15 protein-coding genes are annotated in these 15931 nt (G+C 60.5%); 8 read left to right on the top strand and 7 right to left on the bottom strand.

Annotated elements, in window-relative coordinates; genetic code table 11:
• Window positions 1–6 precede the first annotated feature (6 nt).
• From ACILSL_RS06035 to ACILSL_RS06025, 3 genes are all read left to right on the top strand, one after another.
• Window positions 7–1542, top strand: coding sequence for a sulfatase-like hydrolase/transferase (locus ACILSL_RS06035; RefSeq protein WP_395731098.1), 1536 nt, complete (start codon window positions 7–9; stop codon window positions 1540–1542).
• Complete coding sequence (locus ACILSL_RS06030) at window positions 1539–3086, top strand: L-serine ammonia-lyase, iron-sulfur-dependent, subunit alpha (protein ID WP_395731097.1); 1548 nt, start codon at window positions 1539–1541, stop codon at window positions 3084–3086. The genes ACILSL_RS06035 and ACILSL_RS06030 overlap by 4 nt, the downstream gene beginning before the upstream one ends.
• 91 nt (window positions 3087–3177) lie before the next feature.
• On the top strand, window positions 3178–5526 hold the full coding sequence (locus ACILSL_RS06025) for a DUF1592 domain-containing protein (protein ID WP_395731096.1): 2349 nt from the start codon (window positions 3178–3180) through the stop codon (window positions 5524–5526).
• A 229-nt stretch (window positions 5527–5755) separates the two neighbouring features.
• On the opposite strand, the gene ACILSL_RS06020 is transcribed toward ACILSL_RS06025, so the two are convergent.
• Complete coding sequence (locus ACILSL_RS06020; RefSeq protein WP_395731095.1) at window positions 5756–6049, bottom strand: hypothetical protein; 294 nt, start codon at window positions 6047–6049, stop codon at window positions 5756–5758.
• Complete coding sequence (locus tag ACILSL_RS06015; RefSeq protein WP_395731094.1) at window positions 6046–6303, bottom strand: hypothetical protein; 258 nt, start codon at window positions 6301–6303, stop codon at window positions 6046–6048. The genes ACILSL_RS06020 and ACILSL_RS06015 overlap by 4 nt, the downstream gene beginning before the upstream one ends.
• 99 nt (window positions 6304–6402) lie before the next feature.
• Between ACILSL_RS06015 and ACILSL_RS06010 the strand changes: the two genes are divergently transcribed.
• Entirely contained in the window at window positions 6403–7500 is a 1098-nt protein-coding gene (locus ACILSL_RS06010) for an MGDG synthase family glycosyltransferase (RefSeq protein ID WP_395731093.1), read from the top strand.
• 9 nt (window positions 7501–7509) lie between these two features.
• On the top strand, window positions 7510–7905 hold the full coding sequence (locus ACILSL_RS06005; protein ID WP_395731092.1) for a (deoxy)nucleoside triphosphate pyrophosphohydrolase: 396 nt from the start codon (window positions 7510–7512) through the stop codon (window positions 7903–7905).
• A gap of 300 nt (window positions 7906–8205) precedes the next feature.
• Here the strand turns inward: ACILSL_RS06005 and ACILSL_RS06000 are convergent, their stop codons facing one another.
• The 4 genes from ACILSL_RS06000 to ACILSL_RS05985 are packed head-to-tail and all read right to left on the bottom strand — an operon-like array spanning window position 8206 to window position 11214.
• A complete protein-coding gene (locus ACILSL_RS06000; protein WP_395731091.1) occupies window positions 8206–8841 on the bottom strand; it encodes a thermonuclease family protein in 636 nt (211 codons plus the stop codon).
• Window positions 8838–9533 carry a 7-carboxy-7-deazaguanine synthase QueE gene (locus ACILSL_RS05995; RefSeq protein WP_395731090.1) on the bottom strand — a complete coding sequence of 232 codons (696 nt, stop codon included), beginning with the start codon at window positions 9531–9533 and terminating at the stop codon, window positions 8838–8840. The genes ACILSL_RS06000 and ACILSL_RS05995 overlap by 4 nt, the downstream gene beginning before the upstream one ends.
• Complete coding sequence (locus tag ACILSL_RS05990) at window positions 9527–10870, bottom strand: aspartate aminotransferase family protein (protein ID WP_395731089.1); 1344 nt, start codon at window positions 10868–10870, stop codon at window positions 9527–9529. Before ACILSL_RS05990 ends, ACILSL_RS05995 begins: the two co-directional genes overlap by 7 nt.
• Window positions 10871–10905: 35 nt before the next feature.
• On the bottom strand, window positions 10906–11214 hold the full coding sequence (locus tag ACILSL_RS05985) for a Dabb family protein (RefSeq protein WP_395731088.1): 309 nt from the start codon (window positions 11212–11214) through the stop codon (window positions 10906–10908).
• A gap of 292 nt (window positions 11215–11506) precedes the next feature.
• Here ACILSL_RS05985 and ACILSL_RS05980 point away from each other — a divergent pair, with 292 nt between their 5' ends.
• The gene (locus ACILSL_RS05980; RefSeq protein WP_395731087.1) at window positions 11507–11767 is read left to right on the top strand and encodes a twin-arginine translocase TatA/TatE family subunit; all 261 of its coding nucleotides are present in this window, start codon (window positions 11507–11509) and stop codon (window positions 11765–11767) included.
• A gap of 18 nt (window positions 11768–11785) precedes the next feature.
• Entirely contained in the window at window positions 11786–12718 is a 933-nt protein-coding gene (locus ACILSL_RS05975) for an endonuclease/exonuclease/phosphatase family protein (RefSeq protein WP_395731086.1), read from the top strand.
• 66 nt (window positions 12719–12784) lie between these two features.
• Here ACILSL_RS05975 and ACILSL_RS05970 read toward each other — a convergent pair whose 3' ends face one another.
• Complete coding sequence (locus ACILSL_RS05970) at window positions 12785–13837, bottom strand: hypothetical protein (protein ID WP_395731085.1); 1053 nt, start codon at window positions 13835–13837, stop codon at window positions 12785–12787.
• A 117-nt stretch (window positions 13838–13954) separates the two neighbouring features.
• On the opposite strand from ACILSL_RS05970, the gene glsA reads away from it, so the two are divergent.
• On the top strand, window positions 13955–15772 hold the full coding sequence (glsA, locus tag ACILSL_RS05965; protein WP_395731084.1) for a glutaminase A: 1818 nt from the start codon (window positions 13955–13957) through the stop codon (window positions 15770–15772).
• Window positions 15773–15931 lie beyond the last annotated feature (159 nt).

Raw genomic sequence — 15931 nt, 5'->3', positions numbered from 1 at the left:
CATGTCATGAAATCACCCGGGCTCATTTTCACACTGATCATCCTCTGCTGCGGCAGCGTGCTGGCGGCAGAGCGTCCAAACGTGCTGCTCATCCTGGCCGATGATCTCGGTTATGGCGACCTGCGCTGCTACAATGAGAAATCAAAGGTGGAGACACCGAACATCGACCGTCTGGCACGTGAGGGCATGCGCTTCACAGACGCTCACAGTCCGGCCACCGTCTGCACGCCTTCACGCTACAGCCTCATGACGGGGCAGATGGCCTTTCGGGTGCCGAATGGCGGCACGGTGTTTCAAGGCGCAGGCGGCCCCAGCCTGATCGCGCCCGGACGCCTCACCCTGCCAGCGATGCTGAAAAAGCAGGGCTACGCCACCGCCGCTGTGGGCAAATGGCACGTGGGCCTTACCTTTCGCGATGCCCTCGGCGAAGCAATTCACCAGGGAAAACTGGAAGACGTAAAGCGCATCGACTTCACCCGCCGCATCGAAGGCGGCCCGTTGGATCATGGCTTCGAGCGTTTCTTTGGCACCGCCTGCTGCCCCACTACGGATTGGCTCTACGCTTTCATTGACGGCGATCGCATTCCGGTGCCTCCGCAGGACCCGTTGGACAGATCAAAGCTCCCCAAGCACCCGTATGCCAACGACTGCCGCGGAGGCCTCATCGCACCCGATTTCCCCATGCAGGAGGTGGACCTGCTCTTCCTCAAAAAAAGCCGCGAGTTCATGCAGCAGCATGTGAGATCAAATCCTGAGAAGCCCTTTTTCCTCTACCATGCCGCGCAGGCTGTCCATCTGCCATCCTTTGCAGCCCCGGAGTTTCAAAACAAGACGCAGGCAGGGCCGCATGGCGACTTCATCGCAGAGTTCGATCACATCGTGGGCGAGTTGATGCAGGAACTGGAAAAACTCGGCATCGCGGACAAAACAATCGTCCTCTTATCCAGCGACAACGGCCCCGAAACCACCAGCGTCGTGCACATGCGCAGCGACTATGATCACGATGGCGCACGCCCTTGGCGCGGCATGAAGCGCGATGCTTGGGAAGGCGGCCACCGTGTGCCTCTCATCGTCCGCTGGCCGGGCCACGTGAAGGCCGGCAGCAGCAGCGATCAACTGGCCTGCCTCACCGATGTGATGGCCACGCTCGCGGCCATCACAGGCGCGGAGCTGCCACGCAACGCGGCGGAAGACAGCTTCAATCTGCTGCCAATACTCACAGGGCAGGCGGCTGCCCCCATCCGCCCCTACCTGCTCATGCAGGCCTTCAGCGGACAGCGCACACTTTCCATCAGGCGCGGAAACTGGAAGTACATCGACCACCGAGGCTCCGGCGGAAACAACTACGCTAATCCCGAACTCAAACGATTCGCACTGCCCGGAGTCGCGCCTGAAGCACCAGGCCAGCTCTACGATCTCGCCAGCGATCCCGGTGAAACCACCAACCTTTATTTCAAACACCCGGAAATTGCCGCAGAGCTGAAGGCCCTGCTGGAGCAATCCAAACGCGAAGGCCGCAGCACCACTCCGCCACAACCATGAGCGCCGTTTCCATCTTCAATGACGTCATCGGCCCCGTGATGCGTGGGCCATCCAGTTCACACTGCGCAGCAGCTCTGCGCATCGGACGTCTGGCACGAGATCTGATGGAGGGAGACATCACGGAGGTGCTGGTCGAGTTTGACCGCAGCGGCTCCCTGCCCACCACGCACGAAAGCCAGGGCAGCGACATGGGCCTCTTCGGCGGCCTGCTCGGCTGGGACGCCGATGACGAGCGGCTGCCCGGCTCCTCACAGGCTCTCGCAGAAGCCGGCATCAAGCTGCGCATCGAAACCGTGGACGTCGGAGATCCGCACCCGAATACCTACCGCCTCACCCTGAGCAATGCACGCGAGCAGCGCTCACTCATCGCCATCTCCACCGGTGGCGGCATGGTGCAAGTGCTCATCATCGACGGCGTGCCCATGCCCATGGACGGCGGCTATCATGAGACCCTCATCTGGCTCCCGAAGACAGCACACCCTGATTTTGAGGCGGATCAGGTGCTGCGACACGCCTCAGGCGATCTCCAGATTCTTCAGATAAAAGGCGCTTCATTTGTGAGCACCGCGCATCTGCCCGTCATTGCCGTCAAACGTCTCTCCCCCGTGCTGCCGGTCCCCTCGCGCAAAGACATGCATGTCCCCTTCACCAGCTGCGCCGAAATGCTCGCCCAGGATGGCACAAAGCAAACACCCCTTTGGCGTCTCGCTCTGGCCTATGAGATGGCGCGCGGACAATTCACCGAACGCGAAGTCATCGATAAAATGATCGCCATCTTGCACATCCTTCGCAAGTCGATCGCCAGCGGCATCACAGGCACCCAGTATGAAGACCGCGTTCTGGGACACCAGAGCGGACGCTTCCAAGAACTCATGCAAGTCGGCAAGCTGCTGGATGGCGGCGCGCTCAATCGCATCGTGCTCTACGTCACCGCCTTGATGGAAGTGAAAAGCTCCATGGGCGTCATCGTCGCCGCGCCCACGGCGGGTGCCTGCGCGGCTCTGCCCGGCGCAGTCATCGGCATGGCGGAGGCCATGGGAAAATCCGAGGAGGACATGGCTCAGGCCATGCTCGCCGCCGGACTCATCGGCGTCTTCATCGCCACGCGCTGGACCTTCGCAGCAGAGGTCGGCGGCTGTCAGGCAGAGGGCGGCTCGGCAGCCAGCATGGCCGCTGCCGCACTCGTCACACTCGCAGGCGGCACGCGGGATCAGGCCATCTCCGCCGCATCGCTCGCCTTCCAGAGCATGCTGGGCCTGATCTGCGATCCCATCGCCAATCGCGTCGAAGCTCCGTGTCTCGGCAAAAACGTCATGGCCGCCAGCAATGCCCTCTCCTGCGCCAACATGGCGCTGGCAGATTTTGATCCTCTCATCCCGCTGGATGAAGTGATCGATGCCGCCAAAAACGTCGCCGCCATGATGCCGCGCGAGCACCGCTGCACCTCCCTCGGCGGACTGGCGATCACGCCCTCTTCGTTGGAGATCGAGCGAAAACTGGGCGCTCGCAAAGCGCAGGGCTGCGGTGGTTGCGGCTGCCATTGACCCCGCCGCCCCCGGAGCCGCCATGCAGGAGTTCCGTGAAAGAGGGTTGCGATGAAGGGATTATTCTCTTAGCCAAGTTTCACCCCCTTTCATGGCCCAAACATCCCCCCATTCTCGATTTGCCTGGCTCACGCTTGGCCTGCTGACGGCGTACGCTTCTGCCGCCGAGCATCCCGGTGCCGTCATTTACCAAAAGATGTGCCAGGAGTGCCACGGCGCCAAAGGCCAGGGTGTGAAGGACAAGTTTGATGATCCTCTTACCGGCGATCTCACACTGGATGCTCTGACGCGCAAAATCGAACGCACCATGCCGGAGGACAAAGAAGGCACCTGCGTGGGTGAAGATGCCAAACAGGTGGCCGCCTACATCTACGATGCCTTTTACTCCGCCGCCGCTCAGGCGCGCAGCCATCCGCCAGATCAGGACCTGAGCCGCCTGACTATCTCTCAGTATCGCGCTTCTGTGATGGACCTCATCGGGCGTTTCCGCATGGGCCCGGGTTTTGACCGCCCCGTCAATCCCGAGGCAGGGCTGAAAGCCAGTTATCGCGGCGTCGAACTGCCAAAGCCCGGCGAGAAGGCGGTGGACACCACGCCGAAAGACGGCATCAAAGCCAAGCGCCCAAACTACAAGTTTGAGCGTGTCGATCCGCAGGTGGCGTTTCACTTTGGCGCAGGCAGTCCCGACAATGCGAAGATGGAAGCCGAGCAGTTTCAGGACTCCTGGGAAGGCAGCGTGGTTGCCGAAGAAACCGGCGTCTACGAATTCATCCTCAAGACCGAAAACGGCGCACGTCTCTGGATCAATGACACCACTGAAAACGATGCCCTCATCGATGCCTGGGTGAGCGCGGGCCCCACCGTGCGCGAAGAAAAGAAAAGCATCTTCCTCGTCGGCGGGCGCGCCTACCGGCTGCGGCTGGACCATTTCAAATTCAAGGAGCAGTCCGCCTCCATCGAACTCCTGTGGAAGCCGCCCCATGGCGTGACCGAGATCATCCCCCAGCACGCGCTGCGCACTGACCGCCCGCGTGAACTCATGATCGTGCGTACCAACTTTCCCGCTGATGACCGCAGCGTGGGTTATGAGCGCGGCACCTCCATTTCCAAAGGCTGGGATCAATCCGCCACCGAGGCCGCCATCTCCACCGCCGAGCACGTTGAGGAGAATATAAACGAACTCGCCGGCACCAAAGCTGACGCGCCAGACCGCTTGGAGAAACTCAAGAAGTTCGCCTTCACCTTCGTCGAGGCCGCCTTCTGCCGCCCGCTCACAGATGAGCAAAAGCAGCTCCACGTGGAAAAGATTTTCTCCTCCGCCAAGAGCCCGGAGCAGGCCGTGAAGCGCGTGGTGCTATTCACTCTGAAATCCCCGCAGTTTCTCTACCCCGAACTGCGCGAAAGCGAAAAGCCCGACGACTTCGCCTTTGCCTCACGTCTCGCCCTGACTCTGTGGGACTCCATCCCTGACCGGAAGCTCATGCAGGCCGCCACGTCTGGCAAACTTCACACGCCCGAGCAGATCCGCGCTGAGGCACAGCGCATGCTGCCGGACCCGCGCACGAAGGCAAAGTTGCACGGCTTCTTCCACCACTGGCTGGAGCTCGAACGCGCCGAGGGCAATGCCAAGGACTTGAAGATCTTCCCCGGCTTTGATGACAGCGTGCTGGCAGACCTGCGTGAATCACTCTTCGAATTCCTCGACCAGGTCGTCTGGAGCCCCCAGTCCGACTACCGCCAGCTCCTGCAGGCTGATTACCTGCTGCTCAACGACCGCCTCGGCAAATTCTACGGCACTCCTGTAAAGGGCGGCGACTTCCAGCAGGTGGCCTTTGATCCGAAGCAGCGCGCCGGTGTGGTCACCCATCCGTATTTGCTCTCCTCACTGGCCTCCAGCCGCGCCACCTCGCCCATCCATCGCGGCGTCTTCCTCACGCGCAACATCGTCGGTCTCTCGCTGCGTCCCCCGCCCATGGCCGTCACCTTTGATGAGAGCCACTTCAATCCCAAGCTGACCATGCGTGAGAAGATCACCGAACTGACGCGCAACAAGACCTGCATGTCCTGCCACTCCACCATCAACCCCCTCGGCTTCAGCCTGGAAAACTTCGACGCCATCGGTCGCTGGCGCACGCAGGACAACAACAAGCCTGTGAATGCCGCCGGCGAATTTGCCGATGACGAAGGCAAGGTCGTGCACCTGAGCGGCCCGCGCGACATCGTGAACTACGTCGCCACCAGCCCCTACGGCCACCGCGCCTTCATCCGCCAGCTCTTCAATCATTTCGTCAAGCAGCAGCCGCTCGCCTATGGCCCACAGACGCTTGAAGATCTCCAGAAGAGCTTTGCGGCATCGAGCTGCAATGTGCAAAAATTGCTCGTCGATCTCACGCTTCTGGCCGTGCTCAATGGCAAGGATATGGCCGCAGCATCTCAATAGTTGATAACATTTCAAAAACTAGTTTTCCGCAACGCGCGCGTGAGTCCCTCGGTGTTTGCATTTCCAGCGCTGGTAGGGCTGGTTGTCCTCAACCAGCCGCCTTCGAAGCCCCTGATGTGCGAGCAGATAAAAGCCTGCTGAACGGCAATGGTTTTTATCAAAACGCTGCAAACCTGCTCAGTTTCATCCATGGACTTAAGCTGAAGGCAACGAGGTTGCCACCAACCTCTCACCCAAACAGAGGCATCAGCGCTCCGACAATCAGAATGATCAACAGCACCAGCGCCACCCACCACCAGAGGTTCATGCCCAGCGGTTGCTTGGACTTCTTGCCGCCAAACTCACGCGCCACGAAGTCGTCGTAGTCGAACTCGTCATCCGGCAGATCCAGGCCATCCGCATGCGTGTCGCCACTCCAGCCAGACTTCGCACAGGCACCGCAATCATCACAAGCAGCGGCTCCTCTGGGCACCCATTCACCACACACCGGACACTGCCCCGGAGGCTTGAACCGCCCGCTCATGGCACCGAAATCAAAGAAGGTTGGCGGGAGAGAGTCCTCTCGCTCGCCGCAAAGTGAGCGGCAGACGTGTGCAAACGGTGGAATGATTCGCTGTCTGCCATGCCGCCCAGATTCAACAGCGGTGCCCATCCCGCCTGCCGCGACTGATTTTCCACGGCCCCGCGGCGCAGCGGCGTGAGCATGATCAGCACCACTGCGAGGGTCACGGTGGCTGCGAGCGTCTGGCTCGTGGTTCTGGCACGTTGCCGGGTCATGTTAAATCCTGATTATTAACAAATCCAAAATAATGTCAACCCGCGAGTTTGCCCGCCCTTTTTGCTTGTTTTCACTCGTTTATCAGCCAGCGATGCGCGGTGATTTTGATCCTAACCGCAGGTTTTGGCGATGGGCATAACACCGCCGCACGCTCTGTGGCGGAGGCTCTGACCCGTCTATGCCCCGATGAGAAAATCGAGACCAGCGATCTCATCAGCGAGGCCCAGCCCCTCATATCCGATGTGTGCAAAAGCCTGTACCAATTCGCCATCACCCACTGGCCGGCCGGCTGGCGCATGACCTATGATCTCATGGGCCGCCCTTCAGTCACCGGGCCGGATGCCCTCTGGCAATCCGCCATGGTGAACGCTCTGAAAGCGCGCATCAAGCAGGAGCAGCCACGTCTGATCATCAGCACCTATCCCCTGTACGCCATCCTGCTGGAGTCCTTGTCCAAACAGCAGGCCGTGCCGCCGCTCTGCACCGTCATCACCGACTCCATCAGCGTGAATCGCGTCTGGGTTATGTCTCGCAGCGAGCTCTTCTGCGTGGCCGATGACGAGACCAAAAAAGTGGTCATCAGCTTCGGCGTGCCTGAGTCAAAGATCCGCGTCACCGGCTTCCCGGTGGATCTCGCATTCACGGAGCCACTCCCCGAGCAGCCGCCGGTTTCGCATGCCCGCATTCTTTACCTGCCCTCCACCACGGGCCGGCGCGTCGCAGCCACTCTGGAAGCATTAAAACCCCTCTTCCGCAGCGGCGTGAAAATGACCCTGCCCGTGGGCAAGCACGACAAGCGCCTCTACCACGTCCTGCGGCGCTTCACGGACTCCATGCCGCCAGACACCATCGAAATCATCGGCTGGACCAAGCGCATCCCGGAATTCCTTCGCACGCATGACGTCGTCATCTGCAAGGCCGGAGGAGCCATCCTTCACGAAGTGATGGCCGCCAAAATCCCCGCCGTCATCGACTACGTGGTGCCCGGCCAGGAAGAGGGCAATGCCGAAATGATCACCAAGCACGATGGCGGCATCGTCACCAACAGCGCCCGGGAAACCGCCGCCGCCGTCGAAAGCATCCTCACCAACAACAGCGCCGTGGGCCGCCGCATGCGCGCCAGCATGGCCAAGATCAGTATGCCCGATGCCGCCGTGCGCACCGCCAAGGCCGCGCTGACCATCGCCAAGGTCTGAAACACGCTCATGGAACCAGCCCCCCCCGTGCCAGTCGTCTGCGCCATCATCGTGCGTGGTGAGCACATCATGCTCGCCCAACGCCCGCCCGACAAAAAGCTCGGCGGACTGTGGGAATTCCCCGGTGGCAAAGTGGAACCCGGTGAATCCGCTGAGACCGCCCTGCACCGTGAACTTCAGGAGGAACTCGGCTGCACCGTGCGCATCACGCAAACCCTCCCGCCCTTCGTCCACGCCTACGACTGGGGCAGCATCGAGCTCATCCCCTTCATCTGCGAACTCACTGCCGAAAGCCCTGCCCCTTACCCACACGAACACACCGCCTTGGTATGGGTGGAGCGCACCCAGTTGCAAAGCTACAATCTCGCCCCAGCAGATGTGCCGCTATTGGCAGGACTGATGTAGAAGTACGATGGACACTCTTGTCCGTCGGTCAGCGGCACCGAGCCATCCAAAATCTCCCCACGCTCATAGACCGCCAAGCAATCTGCCCATCTTATTCATGATTGCATCATAGACTGATGGCCCTGCCTTGAAGACCAACGGCCTTCCGTCTTTCAGCCCAGGGGTGCCGAGCTTTAGCGAGTGCCCCCCTGGGTTCTGCCGGCCCGGGGAAGCAAACCCAGCACCTTCTTCACGCGCCCCGTCCTCCAGAAGCGTCTCCCGGCCCTTCCGCATCGGGACGCCTGTGCCTGCCACACTCCCTCACTCCACCGGCTTCGGCTTCCCCCACGCACCGCGTTTCTTGGCTTGCGCCTCGCGCTCCAGCGCACGCAGATGGCTTTCAAAATCATACTCACGGCGTCCATCCGGCATCCACGTGCCCTTCGTGTGAATCCGGCACAGTCCTGCCTTCACCAGTTTCTCTGAAAGTTCCTCCCCGTCATCAAAGAACACCAGCGCATACGAGCGGGCGCTGTCATACACGCGCTCCCAGCGTGTCTGAATGATGAAGCGCTGCTCATGCAGCAGTTTCTCAGTAAAGACCTTCGCCTCCAGCCCCAGATGCTCCGTCTGCGGAATGCTCAGTCCCCCAAAATAAGCCGCCTGATCCTTCAGCCGGTTTTTCACCAGCGGATACAACCGCTTTTCCGGGCAATCGACGAAATACAATCTCAGCACGTGCTCGCCGCCCTCATGCGTGATCTTGAAGCTGTCGCCATCATTGCCTGCATCCTCGACGAGCTGGGCATTGGCCAGTGCCACAAACCGGCTCTCCACCCCCGGCGCCTGGGTTGACACCGGTTTGTCACGGTAATGATTCCATGCCTGCAGCAGCGCAAGAGACAGCCACAGCAGCCACCACAAAAATCGCGACCCGCTCGACGACCGCCGTTTCATGTCCCGCGTTTGTTGCCAAACAAATCAATGTGCAGCCTCGGGGAGTAGCGCCAGCCCGTGCGCTTGCACACCTCCACCAGCCAGGCCTGTCGAGCCTTGAGCGCCTCCTGGGTAATGCCCTCCGGCATCAGCAAAATCTTCTCCGGCGGCACCGGCACCCCGATGGACGCCACCACCGCCTGCACCTCTTCCACGTCCGCCTCGGTCGCCACGACAAACTTGAGCTGATACTCATAGTTCTCACACCACGCCCGCAGCACCTCAGGCTGCAGACGCAGTCGCTCATGCTTCTCCGCCCAGGCCTTGCCAGCCTTCGCCTCGCTCGGTGTGGAATGCGCCAGCTTCGGACTGATGGAGGCCAGATCACAGGCCACGCCCTGTGGAGCGATGGTCCCTGCCGTTTCAATCGTGATATGCTTCCCCGCCTCCCGCAGTTGCGCCAGCAGTTCCGGCATCCCTTTCGCCACCATCGGCTCACCACCGGTGACCACGACAAAGCGCGTCGGCTCACGCTGCACCACGGCAACGATTTCCTCCACGCTCATCTCAGTGCCTTCCGGCTGCCACGAGGCATACGGCGTATCACACCACGTGCACCGCAGATTGCAGCCAGAAGTCCGCACAAACACCGAAGGCACGCCCACCAGCGAGCCCTCACCCTGCACAGAATAAAAAGTCTCGGAGATCAGCATGGGGCTTTCCACTCCGCCGCATGGCGGGCAAAGGCAGGCGCGGCACGTTGCAGGGCTTCATCAATGTCCGCCTGCGTGTGCGCGAGACTGATGAACCACAGCCCGCGCTCAATAGCACGCACGCCTTCCTCCAGCAGGCAGCGGCGCAGGTGGGCCCAGCGCGGCGCATCCTGACGCAGAGCGTAGTCGCGGTAGTTCGTGATCTGCCCCTCCGGCGCACCCGGCTTCAGCATCGTGGCATGGAATACCAGCCCCGCTCCCTGCGGCCGCAGCGGAATATCGTGCTGCGCAGCCAGCCTGCTCAAGCCGGCCATCAACTGCTCGCCGAGTGCGATCACATTCGCGGGATGCTTGTCACCGAGTGCAATCACCTCATCCAGGCACCACTTCGCAGCAGCAAGGCAGAGCGGGTTCGCATTCAAAGTGCCCGCATGCACCACTTCGCCGCTCATGATCTTGGCAAACATCTTCTCCTTGCCCACCAGCGCGGCAAACGGCACCCCGCCACCGATGGCCTTGCCCAGAATCGTCAGATCAGGCGTGAATCCATAGTACTTCTGCGCGCAGCCCGCACCAAAGCGGAAACCCGTGATCGTTTCATCCGCGATCATGACGATGCCATTCTCATCGCACAACTCACGAATCGTTTCGAACATGCCAGCGACCGCAGGCATGCAGCCCGTGTTGCACAGCACCGGCTCAAAGATGATCGCGGCGATCTGATCGTGATGCTCCGCCACCCGCTGACGCAGATGCGCCGGATCATTCCATCGCGCCACCACAAAGGTGTTCAGCACTTCCGGGATCACCCCCTTGCTGGGATGCAGGCGGGTGGGGTCATCCTCCGTGCCCCACTGTCCCGGAGGTGGTGCGTAGCCCACGAGTCCTTCATCACCCCAGCCGTGGTAGTGCCCTTCAAACTTCAAAATCATCGGCCTGCCGGTATGAGCACGTGCCAGTCTCAGCGCGGAAAGCACCACCTCGGTGGCGCTGTTGTTAAACCTCACACGCTCCGCTCCCGGGATCATCTTCTGCAGCCGCTCGGCCACCTCGATCTCCAGTTCGCTCTGCGCCGCCCAGTGCGTGCCTTTATGCGCCTGGGTGCCGATGGCATTGGCCATCCCTTCCGGCGCATGCCCGTACAAGATCGCCCCCTGCCCGATCTGAAAATCAATGTACTCATTGCCATCCACATCAAACAGGCGCGAGCCCTTGCCGTGGTCAAAATAGAGCGGCACCGGCACCTCCATCTTGCGGATACCACTGTTGACGCCACCAGCGATGCTGTGTTGCGCACGTGCGAAAAGTTCGGCGGATTTCGGAAAAGTATAGGACATGGCTGTGAAATAAAAAAATCAATGCAATCGCTCAATCAATGCAGAGGTGCGCTGTCGTAAATCACCACCCGCTCCCAGAACGTCTTGCACGCCGCCACAAAGCGCAGGTGCTTCGGGCACTCCTTCTGGTAGAATTCATGATCCTTCAGGTCCTTGAAATGCAGCGTCAGCGAATAGCTGAAGGAGTGGTCGGTCACAGGCCGCTTCTCCGTATCCGCCGGCTTGCCCACAAAGGCATGCACGAGATAGTCGATTTCGAGCAGGTGCATCAGCTCCGCCTCGAAAGTGGCGCGTTGTTCCTCAGAAAGATCAGGCTTGAGCCAGAAAAAAACGTTGTGAATCATGGTGAGCGCATTGCTACGCGCACAGACAGCCTGTGCAATCGCCAAACTCTGGTTCCACCGCAGGACCAGGCGAAGTCCGGGACCTCTCCGGTAGCTGGGCCGAACAAAAATATCTAAATTGGGTGTTTTTTGCTAACCTCCAGCCGGATGCGGCGTTAAATAAGCTGGAAGACAGCACCACGGCATTCATGCCGGGTCGTTTTCACTCCGCGCAAAGGACAATGGCCCCACTGGGAACGACTTCAAAGTCCGCGTTGCACGTCACCACGAACAATGCAAACCTAGTACCATCATGAACCCCACATCCATCCTTGCAATCGGTCCTCTCGGCACGCCTGAGATGATCATCATCGGCATCCTCATCCTCGTCCTGTTTGGCGCGAAAAAGCTTCCCACCTTCGCCCGCAGCTTGGGCAAGAGCATGGGCGAGTTCAAAAAGGCCCGCACCGAGTTCGAGCAGGAGCTCCAGAACGCTCAGGAAGAGGTTGAGCGCCCAAAAATCACACCTCCTCAGGAAAAGCGTCAGCCCGTCGCCAACGTCGAAGATTCCTAGTCGAATCCATCCGCTGGCATGCAGCCACTCCTTCACTTCACGCGGCGGGTCCTGGGACCCGCCGTTTTTTTTGCTTTCGCGGCACTTCTTTCCGCCGCCGAGCCGCAGCGACTCACGTTCTGCTCCTACAATCTGAAAAACTGGCTCACGATGGAGCGATCCGTCGGCAAACCTCCCACCCCAAAGCCCGAAGCTGAGCGCGCCCAGGTGGTGAAAATGCTGGCCGCCATCCACCCCGACATCCTCGGCATTTGTGAGATCGGCACCGCCGATGACCTGGCAGAGTTGCAGCAGCGCCTGCAAGCAGCAGGCGTGGATCTGCCCTACACCGAGCTTGCCCATGGAGGCGATCCCTCACGCCGTCTCGCCCTCCTCTCGCGCCTGCCCATCAAGACGCGCAACCCGCAGACCACGCTCACGTATCAAATCGGTGCGCAGACCCTGCCCTTTCAGCGCGGCATTCTCGATGTCACGATTGCCCTCACTCCCACCTTTGATCTGCACCTGCTCGGCGTGCATCTGAAGTCCATGCGCACCGTTTCAGAGGCTGATCAGGCCGAGATGCGCCGCAACGAAGCACGCCTGCTGCGTCTCCACATCGACTCCATCTTCGCCAAAGAACCCGCCGCCAGCATCCTCGCCTACGGCGACTTCAACGCCCATCGCAACGACCCATCTCTCTCGGAAATCATGGGCAGCCCGCGATCCGCTGAGACATCCCTGACGGACATCCTCCTGCGCGATGAAAACGGCGAGGTCTGGACCCATTTCTGGGACGCCACAGACATCTATTCACGTCTCGACTACTGCTTCACCAGCCGCCTCCTGCGCCCTCACATCGACACCCGCAGCTCCTTTGTGCACGCCGACCGCGACTTTTACAAAGCCAGCGATCACCGCCCCCTGATCCTCAAAATCAGCCCGGAACCCATCACCAAAGCACGCAAGTAGCACACAAGCCGCCCGCGCCAGCCTGTAAAAACTTGAAACCTTGAACGTGTCACTCCGGCCCCGCCCTTACTGCTTCACAATCTTCAACACACGGTTGTTATAGCTGTCCGTGATGTAAAGCTCTCCCGTGTCCGGCTTGATGGTGACGCCATGCGGGCGTGAAAGCTGGCACTGCCGGGGATCTCCACCCACGCCGGCGCTGCCCTGCTTGCCAGTCCCAGCGATGCGCTCGATCTTGCCGGTGGTTGGAACAAACCGGCGCACCAGATGCGCCTCGGCATCCGCGATGATGACGCTGTCATCCTTGTCCACGCAGAGGTGCTTGGGACCGTTCATCGTGGCTTCCAGAGCGGGGCCGCCATCCCCTTCCCCACCTTTTTGGCCGCTGGCATTGACCACCGTGCGGATGTGGCCGGTTTTATCGACCACGCGCAGCGCGTTGCCGCCGCGTTCCAGGATATAAACATTCCCCTGCCGGTCAGGTGCCACAGCACGTGGATCTGAGAGCGGGGCGTCGATGGCCACGGCGCCATCCTCCGGCCTGCCACGTTTGCCATTACCCGCGATCACCTTGCTCTGGTGCGTGGCCAGATCGAGTTCATACACCCGCAGCAGATCAGCGATGTAGAGCTTCGTGCCCTCAAAATTCAACGTGATGCAGTAGGGCCCGTTGCCCTTTTCCTTGCCTGCAGGCGCGCGCCACCCTTCGAGAGTGGAAACGATCCTTGCCTTCACATCCACCACACGCACTCGCCCGTTCCACGTGTCAGCGATCAATACATTGTCATTGGGCAGCACCGCCAGATTGTGCGGACCATTGAACTGCGCACGAATGGCCTGCCCGCCGTCACCACTGTCTCCGGGCTTCAGTTGTCCGGCCACATGCTGGATGGTGCCGCCGCCATCCACCTGCAGCAGGCGGTTGCCTGACACCATCTCGACGATCCACATGTGCCCGCCGGAGTCAAAAGCCGTGCCAAAGGGTTCCTTCAGCACAGCATCCGTGGCGGCGATGTTCATTGCATCCTGCGCACCGCCGCCAGCGACGAACACGATTTGATCCGCATGGGCGAAGAATGGCAGACCGAGGGCAAAGAGGCAGGTGCGAAGTGAGATCATGGTGGTGAAGACAGATACATGCTGAAGCGCCGTTTTTTTCCAAACGATATTCACACCGCCAGCATCCCCATTTCTGGAATTTTACGCACTCGGCATGGCGAATGCTTTAGAATAAGGATGCTCTCTCCCATCCAAGAGTACGTCGAACAATTGTATTCCCGCTACGCGTCCAGCATGGAAGGCCATGTGGCGGACTATATCCCCGAACTGTCCAAGGCCGATCCACGCTTGTTTGGCATCTGCATCGCCACCCGCGACGGACATGTGTATGAAGTTGGAGACACCCGCCATTCCTTCACCATCCAGTCCATCTCCAAAGCCCTGGTCTATGGCCTCGCGCTGGAGGACCGCGGCGAAAGCCATGTCCTCTCGCGCATCGGCGTGGAGCCATCCGGTGAAGCGTTCAATGCCATCAGCCTCAAAGAAGGCACCGGCGCACCGTTCAATCCCATGATCAATGCCGGCGCCATTGCCACCGCCGGACAGATCTTGAAAAAGGACGGCCAGAGCCGCATCGACCGCGTCGTGAATTACCTCAGCAGCTTTGCCGGAAGGCCGCTGGAGATCAATCAGTCAGTCTATCGCAGTGAGAGTGAAACCGGACACCGCAACCGCGCCATCGGCTGGCTGCTGCGCAATTTCGGCATCCTCGATGAAGACCCGGATGAAACCTTGGAAACCTACTTCCAGCAATGCTCGGTGGAGGTCACCTGCAGGGATCTCGCGCTGATGGGGGCCACACTCGCCAACCAAGGCATCCAGCCTTTGACGCGCAAACGCGTCATCCCCTCCGAGTACGTGGACAACGTGCTCGGCGTCATGGCCACCTGCGGCATGTACGACTGGTCCGGCGAATGGATCTACCGCGTGGGCCTGCCCGCCAAAAGCGGCGTCGGCGGCGGCATCTTGGCCGTGCTGCCCGGACAGCTCGGCATCGGCATTTTCTCACCTCCTTTGGACAAGCAGGGCAACAGTGATCGCGGCATCAAAGTCTGCATGGATCTCTCTCGCGAACTGGCGCTGCACATGCTCAATCCGACAGCGACTCCACTGTCCGCCATCCGCCTGGCCTATCATGGCGGTGAGGTGGTCTCCCGCCGTCGGCTGACACCGCAGGCGCGTGAGCTCCTTCGTGTAAACGGCTCCATGATCCAGGTCATGGAACTGCAGGGCGGCCTCACCTTCACCACCATCGAGCCGGTGATCCGCCACGCCACGTCGCTGGCCGCAGAGTGCAAGCACATCATCTTCGACCTGCGTGCAGTCGTTAATGCCAACTCCGTGAGCCTGATCCTCCTGGCCAACCTCGGCGCTCGCCTGGCCCCTCACGGTGTGCGCGTCATCTTCTGCCAGCCCGCCAGGCTCATGACCTCGCTGCGCACGGTCGGCATCGCTGAAACAGACATCTTCGCCACCATGGATGCCGCTTTGGAGCACTGTGAGGACTCCCTGCTGCTCGAAGTCTCAGGCGTCTCATGGCGTCCGCATGCACCGCTGTCGCTGAAATCCTGCTCCCTTTTCCGCCACTGCACCAACGAGGACATCGCCTTTCTCGAAAAAGAACTCCAGCGGCGTCAGTATGCGGGCGATCAGACGATCATCCGTACCGGCGAGATGGCCGCTGAGATGTTGGTACTGGTCGGCGGCACCGTAGAGGTGCAGATCCATACCGATCAACAAACGCGCAAACGCATCGATGTCCTCACCGCCGGCATGACCGTGGGCGAGATGGCTTTCCTGGATGGCTCAGAGCGCTCCGCTGACATCGTGACCTTGGAGCCCGTCGAATGCGTGGTCATCACCAAAACGTGGTTTGACGCCCTGAACGAGCGCAACCCCTCGCTGAAGATCACGCTGCTGCAGGAAATGACGCAGGAAATCGCCAGCCGCCTGCGCCAGGCAAATCTGTCCATCTCTGCCTTTCACCGCTCGTAGCAGTATGATACCATGCGCAATTAGAGCATTTTAAATAAAAATGTGGCCTCATCTGGGTTGAAAAATCCAAAGCTATCGCGAGGGCGACAGCAAAGTGGTCCGCACAGTCCCCTGTGCGGCGCTCCGCCACACCCATCAAATCCGCGTCACCGCCGCCGC

It is taken from the genome of Prosthecobacter sp., assembly GCF_044222345.1.
In the GTDB taxonomy this organism is placed as follows: domain Bacteria; phylum Verrucomicrobiota; class Verrucomicrobiia; order Verrucomicrobiales; family Verrucomicrobiaceae; genus Prosthecobacter.
This window is presented reverse-complemented; position numbering and strand designations above follow the sequence as displayed.

Excerpts from the sequence above, each read along its gene's own strand:
- ACILSL_RS06035 (WP_395731098.1), top strand. The coding sequence starts at position 7 with ATGAAATCACCCGGGCTCATTTTCACACTGATCATCCTCTGCTGCGGC.
- ACILSL_RS06030 (WP_395731097.1), top strand. The coding sequence starts at position 1,539 with ATGAGCGCCGTTTCCATCTTCAATGACGTCATCGGCCCCGTGATGCGT.
- ACILSL_RS06025 (WP_395731096.1), top strand. The coding sequence starts at position 3,178 with ATGGCCCAAACATCCCCCCATTCTCGATTTGCCTGGCTCACGCTTGGC.
- ACILSL_RS06020 (WP_395731095.1), bottom strand. The coding sequence starts at position 6,049 with ATGAGCGGGCGGTTCAAGCCTCCGGGGCAGTGTCCGGTGTGTGGTGAA.
- ACILSL_RS06015 (WP_395731094.1), bottom strand. The coding sequence starts at position 6,303 with ATGACCCGGCAACGTGCCAGAACCACGAGCCAGACGCTCGCAGCCACC.
- ACILSL_RS06005 (WP_395731092.1), top strand. The coding sequence starts at position 7,510 with ATGGAACCAGCCCCCCCCGTGCCAGTCGTCTGCGCCATCATCGTGCGT.
- ACILSL_RS06000 (WP_395731091.1), bottom strand. The coding sequence starts at position 8,841 with ATGAAACGGCGGTCGTCGAGCGGGTCGCGATTTTTGTGGTGGCTGCTG.
- ACILSL_RS05995 (WP_395731090.1), bottom strand. The coding sequence starts at position 9,533 with ATGCTGATCTCCGAGACTTTTTATTCTGTGCAGGGTGAGGGCTCGCTG.
- ACILSL_RS05990 (WP_395731089.1), bottom strand. The coding sequence starts at position 10,870 with ATGTCCTATACTTTTCCGAAATCCGCCGAACTTTTCGCACGTGCGCAA.
- ACILSL_RS05985 (WP_395731088.1), bottom strand. The coding sequence starts at position 11,214 with ATGATTCACAACGTTTTTTTCTGGCTCAAGCCTGATCTTTCTGAGGAA.
- ACILSL_RS05980 (WP_395731087.1), top strand. The coding sequence starts at position 11,507 with ATGAACCCCACATCCATCCTTGCAATCGGTCCTCTCGGCACGCCTGAG.
- ACILSL_RS05975 (WP_395731086.1), top strand. The coding sequence starts at position 11,786 with ATGCAGCCACTCCTTCACTTCACGCGGCGGGTCCTGGGACCCGCCGTT.
- ACILSL_RS05970 (WP_395731085.1), bottom strand. The coding sequence starts at position 13,837 with ATGATCTCACTTCGCACCTGCCTCTTTGCCCTCGGTCTGCCATTCTTC.
- glsA (WP_395731084.1), top strand. The coding sequence starts at position 13,955 with ATGCTCTCTCCCATCCAAGAGTACGTCGAACAATTGTATTCCCGCTAC.